Annotated in this window: 19 protein-coding genes; 12 read left to right on the top strand and 7 right to left on the bottom strand. The window is 71.1% G+C overall.

All coding sequences use genetic code 11. From position 1 onward, the window contains the following. Nucleotides 1-37: 37 nt before the first annotated feature. From ABT041_RS34150 to ABT041_RS34130, 5 genes are all read left to right on the top strand, one after another. Nucleotides 38-1,888 (top strand): acetolactate synthase large subunit, encoded by a 1,851-nt coding sequence (locus ABT041_RS34150; RefSeq protein ID WP_351191870.1) that lies wholly within the window; start codon nt 38-40, stop codon nt 1,886-1,888. A 31-nt stretch (nt 1,889-1,919) separates the two neighbouring features. Further along, the gene (gene ilvN, locus ABT041_RS34145) at nt 1,920-2,447 is read left to right on the top strand and encodes an acetolactate synthase small subunit (protein ID WP_030222540.1); all 528 of its coding nucleotides are present in this window, start codon (nt 1,920-1,922) and stop codon (nt 2,445-2,447) included. A gap of 119 nt (nt 2,448-2,566) precedes the next feature. Continuing rightward, the gene (gene ilvC / locus ABT041_RS34140) at nt 2,567-3,568 is read left to right on the top strand and encodes a ketol-acid reductoisomerase (protein ID WP_351191867.1); all 1,002 of its coding nucleotides are present in this window, start codon (nt 2,567-2,569) and stop codon (nt 3,566-3,568) included. Between the two features lie 237 nt (nt 3,569-3,805). Next, nucleotides 3,806-5,395 (top strand): phosphoglycerate dehydrogenase, encoded by a 1,590-nt coding sequence (gene serA / locus ABT041_RS34135; RefSeq protein WP_351191865.1) that lies wholly within the window; start codon nt 3,806-3,808, stop codon nt 5,393-5,395. Between the two features lie 76 nt (nt 5,396-5,471). Then, entirely contained in the window at nt 5,472-6,050 is a 579-nt protein-coding gene (locus tag ABT041_RS34130; RefSeq protein WP_351191863.1) for a TetR/AcrR family transcriptional regulator, read from the top strand. Here the strand turns inward: ABT041_RS34130 and ABT041_RS34125 are convergent. Both ABT041_RS34125 and ABT041_RS34120 read right to left on the bottom strand, forming a co-directional pair. Beyond that, nucleotides 6,022-7,014 carry an NAD(P)-dependent alcohol dehydrogenase gene (locus tag ABT041_RS34125; RefSeq protein ID WP_351191861.1) on the bottom strand — a complete coding sequence of 331 codons (993 nt, stop codon included), beginning with the start codon at nt 7,012-7,014 and terminating at the stop codon, nt 6,022-6,024. The two genes, ABT041_RS34130 and ABT041_RS34125, sit on opposite strands and share 29 nt — an antisense overlap. Before the next feature lie 126 nt (nt 7,015-7,140). Beyond that, nucleotides 7,141-8,253 (bottom strand): PucR family transcriptional regulator, encoded by a 1,113-nt coding sequence (locus ABT041_RS34120; RefSeq protein ID WP_351191859.1) that lies wholly within the window; start codon nt 8,251-8,253, stop codon nt 7,141-7,143. 182 nt (nt 8,254-8,435) lie between these two features. On the opposite strand from ABT041_RS34120, the gene ABT041_RS34115 reads away from it, so the two are divergent. Next, nucleotides 8,436-9,362, top strand: coding sequence for a proline dehydrogenase family protein (locus ABT041_RS34115; RefSeq protein WP_123455539.1), 927 nt, complete (start codon nt 8,436-8,438; stop codon nt 9,360-9,362). Nucleotides 9,363-9,392: 30 nt separating this feature from the next. Beyond that, nucleotides 9,393-11,024: an L-glutamate gamma-semialdehyde dehydrogenase gene (gene pruA, locus ABT041_RS34110; protein WP_351191857.1), complete on the top strand. Its 1,632-nt coding sequence runs from the start codon at nt 9,393-9,395 to the stop codon at nt 11,022-11,024. 66 nt (nt 11,025-11,090) lie between these two features. Here the strand turns inward: pruA and ABT041_RS34105 are convergent, their stop codons facing one another. Continuing rightward, nucleotides 11,091-11,966: an alpha/beta fold hydrolase gene (locus ABT041_RS34105; RefSeq protein ID WP_351191855.1), complete on the bottom strand. Its 876-nt coding sequence runs from the start codon at nt 11,964-11,966 to the stop codon at nt 11,091-11,093. A 93-nt stretch (nt 11,967-12,059) separates the two neighbouring features. Between ABT041_RS34105 and ABT041_RS34100 the strand changes: the two genes are divergently transcribed. Then, nucleotides 12,060-12,596 carry a GNAT family N-acetyltransferase gene (locus tag ABT041_RS34100; protein ID WP_351191853.1) on the top strand — a complete coding sequence of 179 codons (537 nt, stop codon included), beginning with the start codon at nt 12,060-12,062 and terminating at the stop codon, nt 12,594-12,596. Between the two features lie 7 nt (nt 12,597-12,603). Here ABT041_RS34100 and ABT041_RS34095 read toward each other — a convergent pair whose 3' ends face one another. The 3 genes from ABT041_RS34095 to ABT041_RS34085 are packed head-to-tail and all read right to left on the bottom strand — an operon-like array spanning nt 12,604 to nt 14,725. Then, on the bottom strand, nt 12,604-13,326 hold the full coding sequence (locus ABT041_RS34095) for a hypothetical protein (protein WP_351191851.1): 723 nt from the start codon (nt 13,324-13,326) through the stop codon (nt 12,604-12,606). Continuing rightward, on the bottom strand, nt 13,323-13,664 hold the full coding sequence (locus tag ABT041_RS34090) for a PadR family transcriptional regulator (protein ID WP_351191849.1): 342 nt from the start codon (nt 13,662-13,664) through the stop codon (nt 13,323-13,325). Before ABT041_RS34090 ends, ABT041_RS34095 begins: the two co-directional genes overlap by 4 nt. A 56-nt stretch (nt 13,665-13,720) precedes the next feature. Then, a complete protein-coding gene (locus ABT041_RS34085) occupies nt 13,721-14,725 on the bottom strand; it encodes a zinc-binding dehydrogenase (protein WP_351191847.1) in 1,005 nt (334 codons plus the stop codon). A 102-nt stretch (nt 14,726-14,827) separates the two neighbouring features. On the opposite strand from ABT041_RS34085, the gene ABT041_RS34080 reads away from it, so the two are divergent. From ABT041_RS34080 to ABT041_RS34065, 4 genes are all read left to right on the top strand, one after another. Beyond that, a complete protein-coding gene (locus ABT041_RS34080; protein WP_351191845.1) occupies nt 14,828-15,712 on the top strand; it encodes a LysR family transcriptional regulator in 885 nt (294 codons plus the stop codon). A 252-nt stretch (nt 15,713-15,964) separates the two neighbouring features. Next, on the top strand, nt 15,965-16,096 hold the full coding sequence (locus tag ABT041_RS34075) for a hypothetical protein (protein WP_256961924.1): 132 nt from the start codon (nt 15,965-15,967) through the stop codon (nt 16,094-16,096). Between the two features lie 80 nt (nt 16,097-16,176). Continuing rightward, on the top strand, nt 16,177-17,217 hold the full coding sequence (locus ABT041_RS34070) for a 3-isopropylmalate dehydrogenase (RefSeq protein WP_351191842.1): 1,041 nt from the start codon (nt 16,177-16,179) through the stop codon (nt 17,215-17,217). Nucleotides 17,218-17,475: 258 nt separating this feature from the next. Then, the gene (locus ABT041_RS34065; RefSeq protein ID WP_351191840.1) at nt 17,476-18,564 is read left to right on the top strand and encodes a branched-chain amino acid aminotransferase; all 1,089 of its coding nucleotides are present in this window, start codon (nt 17,476-17,478) and stop codon (nt 18,562-18,564) included. Between the two features lie 3 nt (nt 18,565-18,567). On the opposite strand, the gene ABT041_RS34060 is transcribed toward ABT041_RS34065, so the two are convergent. After that, a complete protein-coding gene (locus ABT041_RS34060; RefSeq protein ID WP_351191838.1) occupies nt 18,568-20,007 on the bottom strand; it encodes a cytosine permease in 1,440 nt (479 codons plus the stop codon). Nucleotides 20,008-20,024: the final 17 nt, after the last annotated feature.

Raw genomic sequence — 20,024 nt, 5'->3', positions numbered from 1 at the left:
CCCAAACCCTCGCAAAAACCCTCTGCCTCGAGAAGAGATGCTGATGACCGAGCAGGCCACCGGGCACCATCCGCAGCCGCGGCCCCGTAGCGGCGCGCAGCCCGCCACCACCGTCGAGCACGTCACGGGTGCGCAGTCCCTCATCCGTTCTCTCGAGGAAGTGGGCGCCGACACCGTCTTCGGCATCCCCGGCGGCGCGATCCTCCCCGCCTACGACCCGATGATGGACTCGCAGCGGGTGCGTCACATCCTCGTCCGCCACGAGCAGGGGGCGGGCCACGCCGCCACCGGTTACGCCCAGGCCACCGGCAAGGTCGGCGTCTGCATGGCGACCTCCGGCCCCGGCGCGACCAACCTGGTCACCCCGATCGCCGACGCGCACATGGACTCGGTCCCGCTCGTGGCGATCACCGGCCAGGTCGCCTCGAAGGCGATCGGCACGGACGCCTTCCAGGAGGCGGACATCTGCGGCATCACGATGCCGATCACCAAGCACAACTTCCTCGTCACCAAGGCCGAGGACATCCCGCGGACGATCGCCGAGGCCTTCCACATCGCCTCGACCGGCCGCCCCGGCCCGGTCCTGGTCGACATCGCCAAGGACGCCCTCCAGGCGAAGACCACCTTCAGCTGGCCGCCGCAGACCGACCTGCCCGGCTACCGCCCGGTCACCAAGCCGCACGCCAAGCAGATCCGCGAGGCCGCCAAGCTGATCAGCGCCGCCAAGCGGCCCGTCCTGTACGTCGGCGGCGGCGTCATCAAGGCCGGCGCCACCGCCGAGCTGAAGATCCTCGCCGAGCTCACCGGAGCCCCGGTCACCACCACCCTGATGGCGCTCGGCGCGTTCCCCGACAGCCACCCGCTGCACGTCGGCATGCCCGGCATGCACGGTGCGGTCACGGCCGTCACCGCGCTGCAGAAGGCCGACCTGATCGTCGCCCTCGGCGCCCGCTTCGACGACCGCGTCACCGGCAAGCTCGACAGCTTCGCCCCGTACGCCAAGATCGTCCACGCGGACATCGACCCGGCCGAGATCGGCAAGAACCGCGCCGCCGACGTCCCGATCGTCGGTGACGCCCGCGAGGTCATCGCCGACCTGGTCCAGGCCGTCCAGGCCGAGCACAGCGAGGGCAACAAGGGCGACTACAGCGCCTGGTGGAGCGACCTGAGCCGCTGGCGCGAGACCTACCCGCTCGGCTACGACCTGCCGGAGGACGGCAGCCTCTCGCCGCAGCAGGTCATCCAGCGCGTCGGCCAGCTCGCCCCCGAGGGCACGATCTTCGCGGCGGGCGTCGGCCAGCACCAGATGTGGGCCGCCCACTTCATCGACTACGAGCAGCCCGCCACCTGGCTGAACTCCGGCGGCGCCGGGACGATGGGCTACGCGGTCCCCGCCGCGATGGGCGCCAAGGCCGGCATGCCGGACCGCACCGTCTGGGCGATCGACGGCGACGGCTGCTTCCAGATGACCAACCAGGAGCTCACCACCTGCGCCCTGAACAACATCCCGATCAAGGTCGCCATCATCAACAACGGCGCCCTGGGCATGGTCCGTCAGTGGCAGACGCTCTTCTACAACCAGCGCTACTCGAACACCGTCCTGCACTCCGGCCCGGACGACATCCAGGCGAACAAGGGCACCCGCGTCCCCGACTTCGTCAAGCTCTCCGAGGCCATGGGCTGTGTCGCCCTGCGCTGTGAGGACCCGGCCGACCTGGACAAGGTCATCGCCGAGGCCAACGCCATCAACGACCGCCCGGTCGTGATCGACTTCATCGTCCACGAGGACGCCCAGGTCTGGCCGATGGTCGCCGCCGGCACCTCCAACGACGAGGTCATGGCCGCGCGGGGCGTCCGCCCCGACTTCGGCGACGGCGAAGACGACTGAGCGCGCAGAGCGAAAAGGAAGAGACCCAGACATGTCCACCAAGCACACGCTCTCCGTTCTCGTCGAGAACACGCCCGGCATCCTCGCCCGGATCGCCGCCCTGTTCTCCCGCCGCGGCTTCAACATCGACTCGCTCGCCGTGGGCGTCACCGAACACCCCGACATCTCCCGCATCACCATCGTGGTCAATGTCGAGGACCTGCCCCTGGAGCAGGTGACCAAGCAGCTCAACAAGCTGGTCAACGTCCTGAAGATCGTCGAACTCGAGCCCAGCGCTGCGATCCAGCGCGAGCTCGTCCTGGTGAAGGTCCGCGCCGACAACGAGACCCGCTCCCAGATCGTCGAGATCGTGCAGCTGTTCCGCGCCAAGACCGTGGACGTCTCGCCCGAGGCGGTCACCATCGAGGCCACCGGTTCGAGTGACAAGCTCGACGCCATGCTCAAGATGCTGGAGCAGTTCGGCGTCAAGGAGCTCGTGCAGTCCGGCACGATCGCCATAGGGCGTGGCGCCCGGTCCATCACGGACCGGTCCCTGCGGGCCCTCGACCGCAGCGCCTGAGAGTCGTCGACGGTCAACCGCCGGTCCGTCCGGCGGTCCGACTGACGAGACCCGAAAACTTTCCTCCCGCTCCCCGCCGTACGGTGGGACGCAACACCAGCACCTCAAGGAGAATCCCAGTGGCCGAGCTGTTCTACGACGACGACGCCGACCTGTCCATCATCCAGGGCCGCAAGGTCGCGGTGATCGGTTACGGCAGCCAGGGCCACGCCCACGCGCTGTCGCTCCGTGACTCCGGTGTCGACGTCCGCGTCGGTCTGCAGGAGGGCTCGAAGTCCAAGGCCAAGGCCGAGGAGCAGGGCCTGCGGGTCGTCTCCGTCGCCCAGGCGGCGGAAGAGGCCGACCTCATCATGATCCTGACCCCGGACCCGATCCAGGCCCAGGTCTACGAGGAGTCCATCAAGGACCACCTGAAGGAGGGCGACGCGCTCTTCTTCGGCCACGGTCTGAACGTCCGCTACGGCTTCATCAAGGTGCCCGAGGGCGTCGACGTCGCCCTGGTCGCCCCGAAGGGCCCGGGCCACCTGGTCCGCCGTCAGTACGAGGAGGGCCGCGGCGTTCCGTGCATCGCGGCCGTCGAGCAGGACGCCACCGGCAAGGCCTTCGAGCTGGCGCTCTCGTACGCCAAGGGCATCGGCGGCACCCGCGCCGGCGTCATCAAGACCACCTTCAAGGAGGAGACCGAGACCGACCTGTTCGGTGAGCAGGCCGTCCTCTGCGGTGGCACCGCGGCTCTGGTCAAGGCGGGCTTCGAGACCCTGACCGAGGCCGGCTACCAGCCGGAGATCGCCTACTTCGAGTGCCTCCACGAGCTGAAGCTCATCGTCGACCTCATGTACGAGGGCGGCCTGGAGAAGATGCGCTGGTCGGTCTCCGAGACCGCCGAGTGGGGCGACTACGTCACGGGCCCGCGGATCATCACCGACGCCACCAAGGCCGAGATGAAGAAGGTCCTCGCGGAGATCCAGGACGGCACCTTCGCCAAGGAGTGGATGGCCGAGTACCACGGCGGTCTGAAGAAGTACAACGAGTACAAGACCCAGGACGCCAACCACCTCCTGGAGACCACCGGCAAGGAGCTGCGCAAGCTCATGAGCTGGGTGAACGACGAGGAGGCGTAAGCCTTCCGGGAGGGGGTCGGACACTGTGTCCGGCCCCTTCCCGCATCGTTGGACACGCCGTCCAACCACGGACGGGTGATCCTTCCAACGAGGCGCATGAAGTGCGCCGGTGCACCACTACACTTCTCAACAACATACGCGTCAGGCCCACAGCGTCGTGCGCTTTCACGCGGCAAGCCCCCTCCACCGCCTGCGGCCGTCGGGACGGCCGTCCGCACTGGACCTGTGAGGACTCACGTGAGCTCGAAACCTGTCGTACTCATCGCTGAAGAGCTGTCGCCCGCCACCGTCGACGCGCTGGGCCCGGACTTCGAGATCCGGCACTGCAACGGCGCCGACCGTGCCGAGCTGATCCCCGCCATCGCCGATGTGGACGCCATCCTGGTCCGCTCCGCGACCAAGGTCGACGCCGAGGCCATCGCCGCCGCGAACAAGCTGCGGGTCGTCGCCCGCGCCGGCGTCGGTCTGGACAACGTCGACGTCTCCGCCGCCACCAAGGCCGGCGTGATGGTCGTGAACGCCCCGACCTCGAACATCGTCACCGCCGCCGAGCTCGCGTGCGGTCTGCTCGTCGCCACCGCGCGCAACATCCCGCAGGCCAACACCGCCCTGAAGAACGGCGAGTGGAAGCGCTCGAAGTACACGGGCGTCGAGCTCAGCGAGAAGACCCTCGGCGTCGTCGGCCTCGGCCGCATCGGCGTCCTGGTCGCCCAGCGCATGTCCGCCTTCGGCATGAAGATCGTCGCGTACGACCCCTACGTGCAGCCGGCCCGCGCCGCCCAGATGGGCGTGAAGCTCCTCGCCCTGGACGAGCTCCTCGAGGTCGCCGACTTCATCACCGTCCACCTGCCGAAGACCCCCGAGACCATCGGTCTCATCGGCGACGAGGCCCTGCACAAGGTCAAGCCCTCGGTCCGCATCGTCAACGCCGCGCGCGGCGGGATCGTGGACGAGGCGGCGCTGTACTCGGCGCTCAAGGAGGGCCGCGTCGCCGGCGCGGGCCTCGACGTGTACGCCAAGGAGCCCTGCACGGACTCCCCGCTCTTCGAGCTCGACCAGGTCGTCTGCACCCCGCACCTCGGCGCCTCCACGGACGAGGCCCAGGAGAAGGCCGGTATCGCCGTCGCCAAGTCGGTGCGCCTGGCGCTCGCGGGCGAGCTGGTCCCGGACGCGGTCAACGTCCAGGGCGGTGTCATCGCCGAGGACGTGAAGCCGGGTCTGCCGCTCGCCGAGAAGCTCGGCCGGATCTTCACCGCCCTCGCGGGCGAGGTCGCCTCCCGGCTGGACGTCGAGGTCTACGGCGAGATCACCCAGCACGACGTGAAGGTGCTCGAACTCTCCGCGCTCAAGGGCGTGTTCGAGGACGTGGTCGACGAGACCGTGTCGTACGTCAACGCCCCGCTGTTCGCGCAGGAGCGCGGTGTCGAGGTGCGCCTGACGACGAGCTCCGAGTCGCCCGACCACCGCAACATGGTCACCGTGCGCGGCACGCTGTCGAGCGGCGAGGAGGTCGCGGTCTCCGGCACGCTCGCCGGCCCCAAGCACCTCCAGAAGATCGTCGCGGTCGGCGACTACGACGTGGACGTGGCGCTCGCCGACCACATGGTCGTGCTGCGCTACGAGGACCGTCCGGGTGTCGTCGGCACCGTCGGCCGGATCCTCGGCGAGGCCGGTCTGAACATCGCGGGCATGCAGGTGGCGCGCGCGGAGGAGGGCGGCGAGGCGCTCGTCGTCCTCACCGTGGACGACACCGTCCCGGCCGCCGTGCTCACGGAGATCGCCGAGGAGATCGGCGCGGCCTCGGCCCGCTCGGTCAACCTGATCTGACGCTTCCCGCACCCCGGTACCCGGTCGCTAGACACTCGTCTTACACAAGTGTCTAGCGGCCGGGTACAGTGCTGTCATGGGACACAAGGAAGACCTCCTCGACGGTGCCAAGCGCTGCCTCCTGGAGAAGGGGTACGGGCGCACCACGGCGCGCGACATCGTCGCCGCCTCGGGCACCAACCTCGCCTCCATCGGCTACCACTACGGCTCCAAGGACGCCCTGCTCCAGCAGGCCTTCCTCGCCCTCACCGAGGAGTGGGGGGAGCAGGCCGGGGCGGCGGGCGCGGAGGGCGCCGAGGCGCTGCCGGGCGACCCGTACGAGCGCTTCCGCGCCGTCTGGGAGCAGGTCATCGCCGCCGCCGGGGCGAGCCGCCCGCTGTGGAAGCTCCAGACCGAGGTCGTCACCCGCATCGACGACGACGAGAAGCTCCGCGAGGCCATCAAGGAGCCCCAGCGCGAGGGCCGTCTCGGCATGGCCCAGGGCTTCCTCGGCATCGACCCGGAGGCCGACCCGGAGAAGGCCCGGGTCGCGGGGCTGCTGTGCCAGGCCCTGGCGACCGGCGTCATGATCCAGTGGATGGTCGACCCGGACACGGCGCCGAGCGCGGACGACCTCACCGCCGGGCTCAAGGTCCTGATGGAGGAGGGCAGCTGAGGACCACCTTGGCGCGGGCGTGGCCCTCCTCGACGTACCGCAGGGCCCGGTCCGCCTCGGCCAGCGGGTAGGTCCGACCGATCACCGGGGCGATCCTGCCGCTCTCGGCGAACTCCCGCAGCGCTGCCAGGTTCTCCCGGCGTGGCTCCGCCGTCAGGACCCGGAGCCGTCGGTCGGAGAGCTTGGAGAGCAGCATCCCCTTCAGGATCAGCCCCATGGGCCCGAAGACGCTGCCGCCCTCGAAGACGCCCCCGCCGGACAGGACGAGCACGCCGGTGGGGGAGAGGATCCGCCGGAGTTCGCCGAGCGAGCGGTTGCCCACCAGGTCGAACACCAGGTCGTAGCGGTCGGGTGCGGCGGTGAAGTCCTCCCGGGTGTAGTCGACGACCCGGTCCGCGCCGAGTCCCAGGACCAGCGGCGTGTTCCCCGTGCCGCACACCCCCGTCACCTCGGCCCCGAGCGCCTTGGCGAGCTGCACGGCGAAGGTGCCGACGCCGCCCGACGCCCCGTTGACCAGCACCCTCGCGCCCGGCCGGACCTTGCCCAGGTCCCGTACCCCGATCAGGGCGGTGTTCCCCGCCAGCGGTATCGCCGCCGCCTCCGCGAAGCCCATCCCGGCCGGCTTGAGCTCCGTCGCCGCCACCGGGGCGCACACGTACTCGGCGAAGGAACCGGGGGCCTCCCCGAAGACCTCGTCGCCGGGGCGCAGTTCGGTCACCCCGCCGCCCACGGCCTCGACCACGCCCGCGAAGTCCCGCCCCCGGATCCGCTCCTTCGGTCTTCTCAGCCCCAGGGCGAACCGCGCCACGTACGGATCGCCGCGCATCAGGTGCCAGTCCGCCGCGTTCACCGCGGCGGCGTGCACACGGACGAGCACCTCGCGCGCGCCCGGCACCGGCCGCTCGACCTCCGCGAACTCCAGCACGTCCGCCGATCCGTACCGCTCCTGCGTCCAGGCCCTCATGACGCCCCCTCGCTCCGTCCCGGTCCTTCCCCTCGGAACGACCGTAGGGCGCCCCGACGATCGGTGCCATCGGGGACGCCCCGGACCGGTCCCTGACGTTCCCCGGCCGGCAGTCAGCCGAAAGGCTTACAGCCGGGCCGACTTCAGCGACATGTGGAGCAGCAGCCGGTCCTCGCCGTCGTCCAGGTCGAGGCCCGTGAGCGCCTCGACCCGGGAGAGCCGGTAGTAGAGGGTCTGCCGGTGGATGCCCAGGGCCGCCGCGGTCCGGCCCGCCTGCCCCGCGCTGTCGAGGAACACCTCGGCGGTACGGGCCAGTTCGGCGTGGGCGGGGGCGAGCAGCGGCGCCACGACCGGGTCGACCTCGGGGTGGTAGAGCGCCGCGAGCAGGCGGTACGGGCCGATCCCGGCCCACTCCGCCACCGGGCCGAGCGTCGGCTGCGCCGTCGCCGCGCGGGCCGCCGTGTTCGCCTCGCGCCAGGCCGCCGGAAGCTCGGTGAGGCCCCGGCGGGGGTTGGCGATCCCGGCGGGCGTGGTGCCGCGCAGCCGGTCGGCGGCCTTGTGGGCGGGGGAGAGGTCCTCGGCCGTGCGCAGCCGTACGAGCACGGCGAGCGCGTCGCCCTCCGGCAGCGTGGCGACCGCCGCCGCGCCGGGCACGGCCCGGACCGAGGGGGCCTCGCCCTGCCAGGGGATCACGCACACGACGGTGTGCAGGCCGTCCGCGCTGGGACCGAGGGCGGCCCGCAGCGCCGCGACGGCCATGTCGCTCTGCCAGCCGCGCCCGGCGGTGAGGACCGCCGCGAACTCGCGCGAGATGTCGGCGCCCGCCCGCTCCTCGTCGGCGAGGAGCTCCCCGATCCGGGCGGCGACCTCCATGGCGGAGGCGAGCCGCTCGTCCGAGGGGCCGGGCTCGGCGTCGAGCAGCCACACGTACCCCAGGACGACACCCCGATGGCGTACGGGCAGACAGATGCGGTCCCGGAAGACGCCCGCGTCCGGGGCGGCCGGGATGCGGACCGGTCCGGTCGCCCGGGTGATCCCGAAGCCCTCGAACCAGGCGCGGACGGCCGGGGTGGACTTGCGGGTGAGGATCGAGCGGGTCCTGACCGGGTCCATGGCGGAGTCGTCGTCGCTGTCGTGCGCGCCGAAGGCGATCAGCCCGAAGTCGCGGTTCTCCAGCGTCGCGGGTTCGCCGAGCAGCGCCGAGATCTCGTCGACCAGGTCTTGGTAATCGCCCTTCACGGACCCATTCTCGCACCCTCTCAGACATGTGTATGAGACGCCGCGCACGGATGCGTGACAGCTGTAGATGGCGGACGATCGGAGCGATCCATAGGTTTCACGGTGGTTCTCCGTGCTGTTCCCGGTTCGTTCCCTTGATCCGGTTATGGCCCCGTCCTACCTTTGCCTTTTGGAGGTGCCCCGTGCTGGGTCCCGTGATCCTCGCCGCGTCGCGCAGCGACAAGATGCGCCGTCTCGTGTCGGCCGCCCCCGGGACCAAGCAGGTCGTCGCCCGCTTCATCGCCGGTGAGACGGTCGACGACGTCGTCCCGATCGTCTCGGAGCTGAGCGGCCGCGGCCTGGAGGTCACCCTCGACGTCGTCGGCGAGGACATCACCACCGTCGAGCAGTCGTACGCCGCCCGGGACGCCTACCTGGAGCTCATCGGCCGCCTCAAGGAGCTGGGCCTCGGCGCCCGCGCCGAGATGTCCGTGAAGCTGTCGATGTTCGGCCAGTCCCTGGAGAACGGCCACGAGCTGGCCCTCGCGAACGTCCGCCCGGTCGTCGAGGCCGCCGCCGAGATCGGCACCACCGTCACCCTGGACGCCGAGGACCACACCACCCTCGACTCGATGTTCGCCATCCACGAGGAGCTGCGGAAGGACTTCCCGCAGACCGGCTGCGTCATCCAGGCCTACCTCTTCCGCACCGAGGACGACGCCCGCCGCCTCGCCGCGAACGGCTCCCGCGTGCGCATCGTGAAGGGCGCCTACAAGGAGCCCGCCTCCGTCGCCATCCAGGACAAGCCCGAGATCGACAAGGCGTACGTCCGGATCATGAAGATCCTGATGGACGGCGAGGGCTACCCGATGATCGGCTCGCACGACCCGCGCCTGATCTCCATCGGCCAGGAGCTGGCCCGCCGCGCCGGGCGCAAGCTGGACGAGTACGAGTTCCAGATGCTGTACGGCATCCGCTCGGAGGAGCAGAACCGTCTCGCCGCCGAGGGCCACCGCATGCGCGTCTACACCGCGTACGGCACCGACTGGTACGGCTACTTCATGCGCCGCCTCGCGGAGAAGCCGGCCAACCTGCTCTTCTTCGTCCGCTCCATCCTCACCAAGGGCTGAGCCCACCTCTCACAAGGAGTATCGAGACTCATGGACGCTGTCACCCAGGTCCCCGCTCCGGTCAACGAGCCGGTGCACGGCTACGCCCCCGGTTCCGCCGAGCGTCTCCGCCTGGAGACCAAGCTCAAGGAGCTGGCCGAGAACCCGCGCGAGCTGCCGATGACCATCGGCGGCGTGAAGCGGCTCGGCGGCGGCGAGGAGTTCAAGGTCGTCCAGCCGCACAACCACAAGGCCGTCATCGGCACCTTCCGCGGCGCCACCGAGCAGGACGCCCAGGACGCCATCGACGCCGCCCTGGCCGCCGCCCCGGCCTGGCGCGCGATGTCCTTCGACGACCGCGCCGCGATCATCCTGCGCGCCGCCGAGCTGCTCGCCGGCCCCTGGCGCGAGACGCTGGCCGCCTCGACCATGCTCGGCCAGTCGAAGACCGCCCAGCAGGCCGAGATCGACACCCCGTGCGAGCTCGTCGACTTCTGGCGCTTCAACGTGGCGTACGCCCGCCAGATCCTCGCCGAGCAGCCGCCGGCGAACTCCCCGGGCGTGTGGAACCGTCTGGACCACCGCCCGCTGGAGGGCTTCGTCTACGCGATCACGCCGTTCAACTTCACGGCCATCGCGGGCAACCTGCCGACCGCCCCCGCCCTCATGGGCAACGTCGTGGTCTGGAAGCCGTCCCCGACGCAGACCCACTCCGCCGTGCTCCTCATGGAGCTCCTGGAGGAGGCCGGCCTGCCGAAGGGCGTCATCAACCTGGTGACCGGCGACGGCATCGCCGTCTCCGAGGTGGCCCTGAACCACCGCGACCTGGCCGGCATCCACTTCACCGGCTCGACCAAGACCTTCCAGCACCTGTGGAAGACGGTCGGCAACAACATCGAGAAGTACCGCTCGTACCCGCGGATCGTCGGCGAGACCGGCGGCAAGGACTTCGTCGTCGCCCACCCCAGCGCCGACCGCGCGATCCTGAAGACCGCGCTGACCCGCGGCTCCTTCGAGTTCCAGGGCCAGAAGTGCTCCGCGTCCTCCCGCGCCTACATCCCGGCGTCGATCTGGAACGACGGCTTCAAGGAGGAGTTCGCGGCCGAGGTCGACGGCATCACCATGGGTGACGTCACCGACCTGTCGAACTTCATCGGCGCCGTCATCGACGAGCGCGCGTTCGCCAAGAACAAGGCGGCGATCGACCGTGCCGCGGCCGACCCGAGCTGCACGATCATCGCCGGCGGCACGTACGACGACTCGGTGGGCTACTTCGTCCGCCCGACCGTCATCGCGTGCACCGACCCGGAGAACGAGGTCTTCAAGGCCGAGTACTTCGGCCCGATCCTCGCCGTCCACGTCTACGAGGACGACCAGTACGACGAGATGCTGACCCAGATGGAGTCGGTCTCGGACTACGCCCTCACCGGCTCGGTCATCTCCGGCGACCGCGCGGCCGCCGCGTACACGATGGAGAAGCTCCGCTTCGCCGCGGGCAACTTCTACATCAACGACAAGTCGACCGGCGCCGTCGTCGGCCAGCAGCCCTTCGGCGGCGGCCGCGCCTCCGGCACCAACGACAAGGCCGGCGCCCCGCAGAACCTGATGCGCTGGACGCTGACCCGCGCCATCAAGGAGACGCTGGTCCCGCCGACCGAGTACGGCTACCCGCACATGGGCTGACCTGCCCATAGCTCCCCCTGATCACCGCCCCCCTCCTCTACCCCCAATTGAGGACGGGGGCGGTTCTCATTCCCCCACGTGCCGCTTCAGGAAGTCGCCGATCAGCCCGGCGATCGCCGGCGCGTGGGTCTCGAGGGCGAAGTGGCCCGTCGGCAGGAGGTGGATCTCGGCGTCCGGGAGGTCGCGGCGGAAGGCCTCTGCGCCCGCCGGTACGAAGACCTGGTCGCCCTCGCCCCAGACGGCGAGGAGGGGGACCCGGGAGGTGCGGAAGTACTCCTGGAAGGCCGGGTAGAGGGCGAAGTTGGAGCCGTAGTCGGCGATCAGGCCCAGCTGGATCTCGTCCTGGCCCTCGCGGGCCATCAGGGCGGCGTCGTGGTGCCAGGCGTCCGGGCTGAGGAGGTCGCGGTACTCGGCGGGGACGCCCGTCTCGTACTGCCACCTGATGCCGTCGAGGGAGCGGATGGCGCGGACCGGCTCCTCGGTCTCGGGGGTGCGCTTCTCGATGAGGGCGAGGACGGGTGCCCAGGCCTCGGCGCCGAGGCCCTCCTCGTACGCGTTGCCGTTCTGGGTGACGATCGCGGTGATCCGCTCGGGGTGGGCGAGGGCCAGGCGCAGGCCGATGGGGGCGCCGTAGTCCTGGATGTAGAGCGCGAACCGGTCCAGACCGAGTGCCTCGGTGAACTCGGCGGTGAGTGCCGCCAGTTCGGCGAAGGTGTAGTCGAAGTCCGAGGGCGTCGCGCTGCGCCCGAAGCCCAGGTGGTCGGGGGCGATCAGCCGGTACCTGTCGGCGAGCAGGGGGATCAGGTCGCGGAACATGTGCGAGCTGGTGGGGAAGCCGTGCAGCAGGAGCAGCGCGGGGGCGTCGGCCGGGCCGGCCTCGCGGTAGGCGATCTCGTGGCCCCGGACGGTGACGGTGCGGTGGTAAGTCGGCAGTACGGACATCGTTCCCTAACCCCTCATGTGTCGGTGAGTGGTTAGAGTCAAGCAGGGGTGAAGGTAACCTGTCAATGGGGCGTGAGGGGTTAGGGTGGGTGCATGACCGTGAGGATCGCGCCCACCCATGAACTCGGTTCCGCCCGGCTCCGCTCCGTACGCGACCTCCTCGACGCCGCCTTCGAGGGCGACTTCTCCGACGAGGACTGGGACCACACCCTCGGCGGCGTCCACGCCTGGATCGAGGACGAGCGGGGCATCGCCGCCCACGGCGCCGTCGTGCTGCGCCGGGCGCTCCACCGGGGCCGCTCGCGGCGGGTCGGGTACGTCGAAGGGGTCGCCGTCCGCGGCGACCGCAGGCGGCGGGGGCTCGGCGGCGCCGTGATGGCCGAGCTGGAGAGGGTCATCGACGGGACCTACGCCTTCGGGGCGCTCAGCGCCTCCGATGCGGGGGCCGCGCTCTACCGGGCGCGCGGCTGGCGGGTCTGGGAGGGGCGGCTCGACGTGCTCGGACCCGCGGGGATCGTCCGCCTCGCCGCGGAGGAGGGCTCCGTCTTCCTGCGTCCCGCCGCCGGCCTCGCCCTGCCGGACCCCGCCGCCCCGCTGGTCTTCGACTGGCGGGACGGCGACGTGATGTGAGGCGGGGTCAGCGGCGCCGGGCGCGGCCCGCCTCCGTCTCCAGGTGGGAGGTGTAGATCGCCGAGAGCATGGAGACCAGCGCGATGCTGAGCGCGAGCCCGCCGGTGCCCAGCACCCCGACGAAGAAGGCCGTCAGCGCGCCGCCGACCAGAAGGCACCAGAGCCCGAGCACCGCCTTGCCCCGGCGGCTCAGGAACAGCCGGCGCTTCGGGGCGGCCGGCGGGGCGCCCACCGTGCCGGCCGGACCCGCGGTGGCCGCGCGCGGCCGCTTGAAGTAGCCGTACACCAGCCACTCCCCGCACAGTTCCCAGCCCTCCGGCGTGAGCTCGTCCAGGACGCGGCCCTTCCGCCGCCCGGCGATGATCTCGCGGCGGTACTCCCAGCGCAGCGCGGACCCGGGCGTCCGGCGGCAGACGAACCGGCCGATCGCGTCGAGCGACTCCACCTCCCAGCCCTGGTCGCCGTGGACGGCCAGCATCCGGCGGTCGTTGAAGATGTCCGCGGTCCAGGTCCAGTTCTCCGCGCGCTCGTCCGGCTCCCCGGGCGCGGGTGCGAGACCGCCGAGCTGCGCGGCGAAGGCGGCGGCCGGCCCGAACTCCTCCTCCGGGGCCGTGCCCGTCTCCGCGAGATGGGCCCGCAGGTCCTCGACGGTGGCGGCGATCTGCTCGTCCGGCACGTGTGCGGCGCGCAGCGCGTCGGAGAGCTCGGTGAAGTAGGCGTCGGTGGTCATCGTGTCGTTCCCCCTGGGCTGAGCATGGTCTGTACGGCGCGGTGGAAGGTCAGCCAGGCCCCGCTCTCGGCAGTGAGCCGCTCGCGCCCGAGGGGCGTGAGCCGGTAGTAGCGGCGGCCCGGGCCGCGCTCGGCGGCGCGGAACTCGGCCTCCACCAGACCGGCCTCCTCCAGGCGGTTCAGGACGGGGTAGAGGGTCCCGCCCTTGATCTCGCCGAGCCCCGCCTCGGCGAGCGCCTTGGCGATCTCGTACCCGTAGCTCTCTCCGTCGGTCAGGCGGGAGAGGACGAGCAGGTCGAGGACTCCCTTGAGCCAACTGGATCTGCGGTCTGCGGCCATGTGCCCATCACACCACTACCTAGGTAGGAATGCAATCTAGGTAGGTCAGGCGAGTTTCACGCGGCCACCAGCATCTTTCCGAGGTTCCCGCCGCGCAGCATCCCCAGGAACGCGTCCACGATGTGCTCGAAGCCCTCCGTCACCGTCACGTCCAGCGGCAGCGCCCCGCTCCGCAGGTGCGGGACGGCGAGGTCGTACAGCTCCTCCTGGGCGTCCATGTGGTTGCGCACCAGGAAGCCTTCGAGCCGGATGCTCTTGCCGACCAGGTCGAAGAGGTTGCGCGGGGCCGGCGGGGGAGTCGGGAGCGAGTGGTACTGACCCACCGCACCCACCCACGCGATCCGGCCGTACTCGCGCAGCGCGTCGATCGCGGCCTCCAGGTGCTCGCCGCCGACCCCCTCAAGGGCCGCGTCGATGCCGTCCGGGGCCGCCTTCGCGAGCAGCTCCGTCACCGGTCCTCCGTGGTAGTCGAAGGCCGCGTCGAAGCCCACCTCGCCCGTCAGGTACGCCACCTTCCCCGCCGAGCCCGTGCTGCCCACCAGCCGTCCCGCGCCGAGCAGCCGCGCGAGCCGGCCCGCCGCCGTGCCCACCCCGCCGGCCGCCGCCGACACGAAGAGGTCCTCGCCCGGCTGGAGCCGCGCGATCCGGGTCAGGCCCACGTAGGCCGACAGGCCCGTACCGCCGAGGATGCTCAGGTGCGCGGCGAGCGGGACGCCGGGGCCGAAGTCCGGGACCGGGCGCGCCTCGCCGGGTGCGACCAGGGAGTGGGTGCGCCAGCCCTTCCGGTGCAGGACGAGGTCGCCGGGGCGCAGGGACGGGGTGCGGGAGTCGACCACGCGGCCCAGGGTGCGGCCCTCCATGGGGGAGTGCAGGGTCCACAGCACGTCGGCGTCCATCGCCTCGCGGTGGTACGGGTCGACGGACCACTGGAGGTTCTCGACGAGGGCGGTGCCGGGCTCGGGGGAGGGGACCGGGGACTCGACGAAGGCGAAGTGGCCGGGGGTGGGGAAGCCGGTGGGGCGGGAGGTCTGCTGGACGGTGATCATGGTGTCGTTCGTCATGCCGGAGACGGTAGGAAGGAATCCGGCGTTCGGGCAGTGGGTTGCTCTCATGGAAGCGAGCGATCCATGAAAGTTGCTCATAGTTCGAGGTGGGGGCCCCGTATGACCGATCACGCGAAGTCCGATCTCGCGCCCCGCGAGCTCCGCGTCCTCGTCGCCGTCGGCAGCGAGGGCGGTTTCTCGGCCGCCGCCGAGCTGCTCGGCACGACCCAGTCCGCCGTCTCCCACTCCGTCCGTACGAGTGAACGCAAGCTCGGCGCCGTCCTCTTCGACCGCGGCCGCAGCGGCGCGCGCCCCACCGAGGCCGGGGAGCGGGCCCTCGGCCACGCCCGGCGGGTGCTGCGGCTCCTGGACGTGATGGGCGCGGAGGTCCGGGGCGCCGCGTGCGGAACCGTCTCCGGCCCGCTGCGGATCGCCGTCTTCCGCAGCGCCGCCCTGCATCTGCTGCCCCGCGCCCTGGAGCGGCTGGCCGCCCGTCACCCCGAGATCGTGCCCGAGGTGCGGATCGTGCGGGAGGTGGGGCGCGGTACTGCGGGTGAAGTCCTCGACGGGCGGGCCGACATCGGCATCGCGACGATCGGGACCACTTCGCCCGTCCCGCCGGAGCTGGTCGGCGGCGTACTGCTCCGGGAGGGGTACGCGCTCGTCCACCCGGCGGGGCATCCGGCGCCGCGCACGCTGCCGCTGGTCGACTGGGCGGAGAACTGCACCTCCTACACGAGGGAGTGGTGGGCCGCCCAGGAGTGGCTGCCGGCGGCGACGGTGGAGGCCGAGGACGACGGAGCGGTGCTCTCGATGGTGAGCAGTGGTTTCGGGATGGCGGTGATGCCCGAACTGTCGCTGGTCGGAGCACCGCCCTCGGTGGAGATCACCGATCTCGGAGCGGCACGGCCCACCCGGTCCGTCGGCTATGTCACCACCCCTGAGCTGGCGAAATCCCTCGCCGTGCGGTCGCTGATCCGTGAGCTGCGGGCCACGGAGGGCTGAGAGCCGTCTCAGATAGTAGGAAGTCCGAGTAATTGTGGAGACAGATGAGGGGGCCTGCCCTAGCTTTGTAGAAGCCGAACGTCTCGCTTCATCAAGCGAATGGCGGTCGAGAGCGCGACGCCCTGTGCAGGCAACCCCTGCGGCGGCCGCGGGTCACCCCCGCTGCGGCGCTCCCCGCCCATTCCGGCGCCTTCGATCACCACTGATCTCCGCACATCCGGATCACCACTGATCTCAAGGAGTCGATCCCTCATGGCCGCTCAGACCGCCCGCCGCGTCCGCCACTCCGTCAACCGCCCCAGCGACGAGGCCCGCCAGAACGCCGCAGCCGCCCTCCAGCGCGCCCTCGACCGCCGTGACAACGGCGGCTCCACCGGCCACTGACGTCCACCTCGCGCGCTGTCCGTTCGTCCACATGGTGGACGTGACGTGTCAGACGATGGGACGAAGAGTAGGGTGCCGACATGTCTCACAGCATCAATCTCGCAGTCATTCCCGGCGACGGCATCGGCCAGGAGGTCGTGGCCCAGGGCCTCAAGGTCCTCTCGGCCGTCCTTCCCCAGGACGTGAAGCTGGAGACCGAGGAGTACGACTTCGGCGCCAAGCGCTACCACGCCACCGGTGAGACCCTCACCGACGCCGACCTCGCCTCCCTCAAGAAGCACGACGCCATCCTGCTCGGCGCCATCGGCGACCCGTCGGTGCCGTCCGGCGTCCTGGAGCGCGGCTTCCTGCTGAAGCTCCGCTTCGCCTTCGACCACCACGTGAACCTGCGCCCCTCGAAGCTGCTCCCCGGCGTCGCCACCCCGCTCGCCGGGCAGCCCGAGATCGACTTCGTCGTCGTCCGCGAGGGCACCGAGGGTCCGTACACGGGCAACGGCGGCACCATCCGCAAGGGCACCGAGCACGAGGTCGCCACCGAGGTCTCGGTCAACACGGCCTTCGGTGTCGAGCGCGTGGTCCGGGACGCCTTCGCCCGCGCCCAGGCCCGCCCGCGCAAGAAGCTGACGCTGGTCCACAAGAACAACGTGCTGACCTTCGCCGGCCACCTCTGGACGAACATCTTCAACAAGGTCGCGGCCGAGTTCCCCGAGGTCACGACCGACTACCTGCACGTCGACGCCGCGACGATCTTCCTCGTCACCGACCCGGCCCGCTTCGACGTGATCGTCACCGACAACCTCTTCGGCGACATCATCACCGACCTCGCCGCTGCCGTCTCCGGCGGCATCGGCGTCGCCGCCTCCGGCAACATCAACCCGAGCGGCGAGTTCCCGTCCATGTTCGAGCCGGTCCACGGCTCCGCGCCGGACATCGCGGGCCAGGGCAAGGCCGACCCCACGGCCACCGTCCTCTCCGTCGCCCTCCTGCTCCGCCACCTCGGCTACGAGACCGAGGCCGCCCGGGTCGAGGAGGCCGTCGCCGCCGACCTCACCGAGCGCGGCGACAGCGTCCGCACCACGGACGAGATCGGCGACGCGCTCGCCGCGCGAGTAGCGAGCTGACCCGCGCCGACTGACATCAGCAGCAGCCGCCGGGTCGCCTCAGCGCCCGGCGGCTGTCCCTTGCGCGGCCGCGGGGTGCTCCACCCTCCGAACTCCGGACCGCGCCCCACCCGTTTTCCGCAGCGGTCCCCACGGGCGATAATCGAACGTGGGGCCGCGGCATACGGGCATGCCCGGACGCCGCTCGGGGACAGCCGTCCCCGGCAGCGACGTGCGCGCGCGGTCCTCCCCATCACAACCGGTGAAGGACACGCACTCATGACGACGCCCACGATCGAGCTCAAGCCCTCCTCCAGCCCGCTGTCCGCCGCGGAGCGCGAGGCGATCCTGGCCAACCCGGGATTCGGCCGCCACTTCACCGACCACATGGTCACCATCCGGTGGACCGAGGGCCGCGGCTGGCACGACGCCCAGCTCGTGCCGTACGGCCCGCTCTCCCTGGACCCGGCCACGAACGTCCTGCACTACGCGCAGGAGATCTTCGAGGGCCTGAAGGCCTACCGCCGCCCCGACGGCACCGTCGCCACCTTCCGCCCGGACGCCAACGGCCGCCGTTTCCAGCGCTCCGCGCACCGCCTGGGCATGCCCGAGCTGCCCGTCGAGACCTTCGTCGAGGCCTGCGACGTCCTCGTCCGGCACGACGAGGCCTGGGTTCCGGCGCACGGCGGCGAGTCCTCGCTCTACCTGCGCCCGTTCATGATCGCGACCGAGGTCGGCCTCGGCGTCCGCCCGGCCAACGAGTACCTCTTCGTGGTCATCGCCTCCCCGGCCGGCCCGTACTTCCCCGGCGGCGTGAAGCCCGTCTCCATCTGGGCCTCCGAGGACCGCGTCCGCGCCGTCCCCGGCGGCATGGGCGACGCCAAGACCGGCGGCAACTACGCGGCCTCCCTGCTCGCGCAGGCCGAGGCGGCGGCCAAGGGCTGCGACCAGGTCTGCTACCTCGACGCGGTCGAGCACAAGTGGGTCGAGGAACTCGGCGGCATGAACCTGTACTTCGTGTACGGCAACAAGATCGTCACGCCGACCCTCACCGGCTCCATCCTGGAGGGCATCACCCGCGACTCGCTGCTCCAGCTCGCCAAGGACCTCGGCTACGAGCCCGAGGAGGGCCGCGTCTCCATCGACCAGTGGCAGGCCGACAGCGCGAACGGCACCCTCACCGAGGTCTTCGCCTGCGGCACCGCCGCCGTCATCACCCCGGTCGGCACGGTCAAGTCCGCCCGGGGTGAGTGGCAGCAGTCGGGCGGCGAGCCCGGTGAGGTCACGATGAAGCTGCGCGAGGCGCTGCTCGCCATCCAGACCGGGAAGTCCGAGGACGTCCACGGCTGGATGCACAAGCTCGGCTAGTCGTCACCGCACCGGCGGAGTCGTCGCTTCCCTCAGGGCTTCCGGGGCCGTCGTCACGGTCTCGGGGGCCCTGTTCGGCGTCAGGACGGCGTACAGCGCGCCGCCCACGATCCCCGAGAACACGAAGCTGCAGTCGATCCCGCCCGTCAGGGCGAGCAGCGGCCCCTCGTAGAGGGGCGTCGACACCGCGGTCAGGCCGACCGCCGCGCCGACCGCCCACGAGACGGTGGCGCGCGGGTGCCAGCCCGCCGAGAACCAGTAGATCCCGCCGCGCGAGCGGTTGTTGAAGACCTGGAGCGCTTCCGGGTCGTACACACCGCCGCAGCGCGCGTGCCCGATCAGGGTGATCACCGCCCACGGGGTCCCGATCGCGGTGAGCAGCAGCACGAACGAGGTCATCGCCGTCTGGGCGTCCGAGGCGAAGTGGCCGAGGAAGACGAAGGCCGTCGACACGGCGGCGACCACGAGGGTGGCACGCGCGCGCGTGGCCCTGGGCAGGATCGCGTCGAGGTCGAGGCCCATCGAGTACAGCATCAGACCGGCGTTGCCGACGGAGCCGGCGGTGGCGGCGATGAGCAGCGGTACGAGGTACCAGACGGGGGACGCCTCGACGAGCGGGCCCGCGTAGTCCAGGCCGCCGCGCGCCGCCAGGGCGGTGAACGTGCCGAAGAGCTGCGGGACGAGCAGGCCCACGGTCAGGCCCAGGCAGGTCGCCCGGAACACGGTCCTGGTGCTGTGCCGCTCGGGGGAGACGTACCGGGTGTAGTCGCCGAGCAGGGTGATGAACGCCACGGGGCCGCTGAGGCCCGCCGCGACCGCCGAGAGCAGCCAGGTCGGCCAGAAGGAGCCGAGCAGGTACGGGGTGTCCGGCACCGCCGCCGTCGTGAAGTCGCCGGCGTAGGCGAACAGGCCGATGGCGAGGAGCACCGTCATGCCGATCGCGAGCGCCTTGCTCAGCCGGAGCAGCAGCCGGTAGCCGTACACCGCGCCCACCACGGTGCAGGCGGCCAGGACCGCGTAGACGGTGGCGTGGGCCGCACCGCCGGTCGGCAGGCCGATCAGGCGGGCGAGTGTGCCCACCATCACGTCGCCGCCGATCCAGAGGGTCAGCGCGGTGTAGCCGAGCGAGAGCAGCAGCCCGACCACGGAGCCGACGAGCCGGCCGCGGACGCCGAAGAAGGCTCCGGAGGAGGTGGAGAGGTTGGTCGCGGTGCGCAGGGACACGAGCGCGAGGGGGGCGGTGACCGCGACGCCGACGAGGGTGCCGGTCACGACGGAGGTCACCGAGGCCCAGAAGCCGAGTCCGAAGGAGACCGGCAGCCAGCCGAAGACGATCACCCCCAGACAGAGGTTGGATCCGAGCAGGATCGAGACGAGATCGCGGGGGCCGCTGGTGCGTTCGGCCTCGGGGATGGTGTCGACTCCACGCTGTTCAATCGGCATGAGGACTCCTTCACGGG

Source organism: Streptomyces sp. NPDC002825 (assembly GCF_040295385.1).
In the GTDB taxonomy this organism is placed as follows: Bacteria; Actinomycetota; Actinomycetes; order Streptomycetales; family Streptomycetaceae; genus Streptomyces.
Note: the sequence above shows the minus strand (reverse complement) of the source record. Positions and strands in the feature narration are given on the sequence as shown.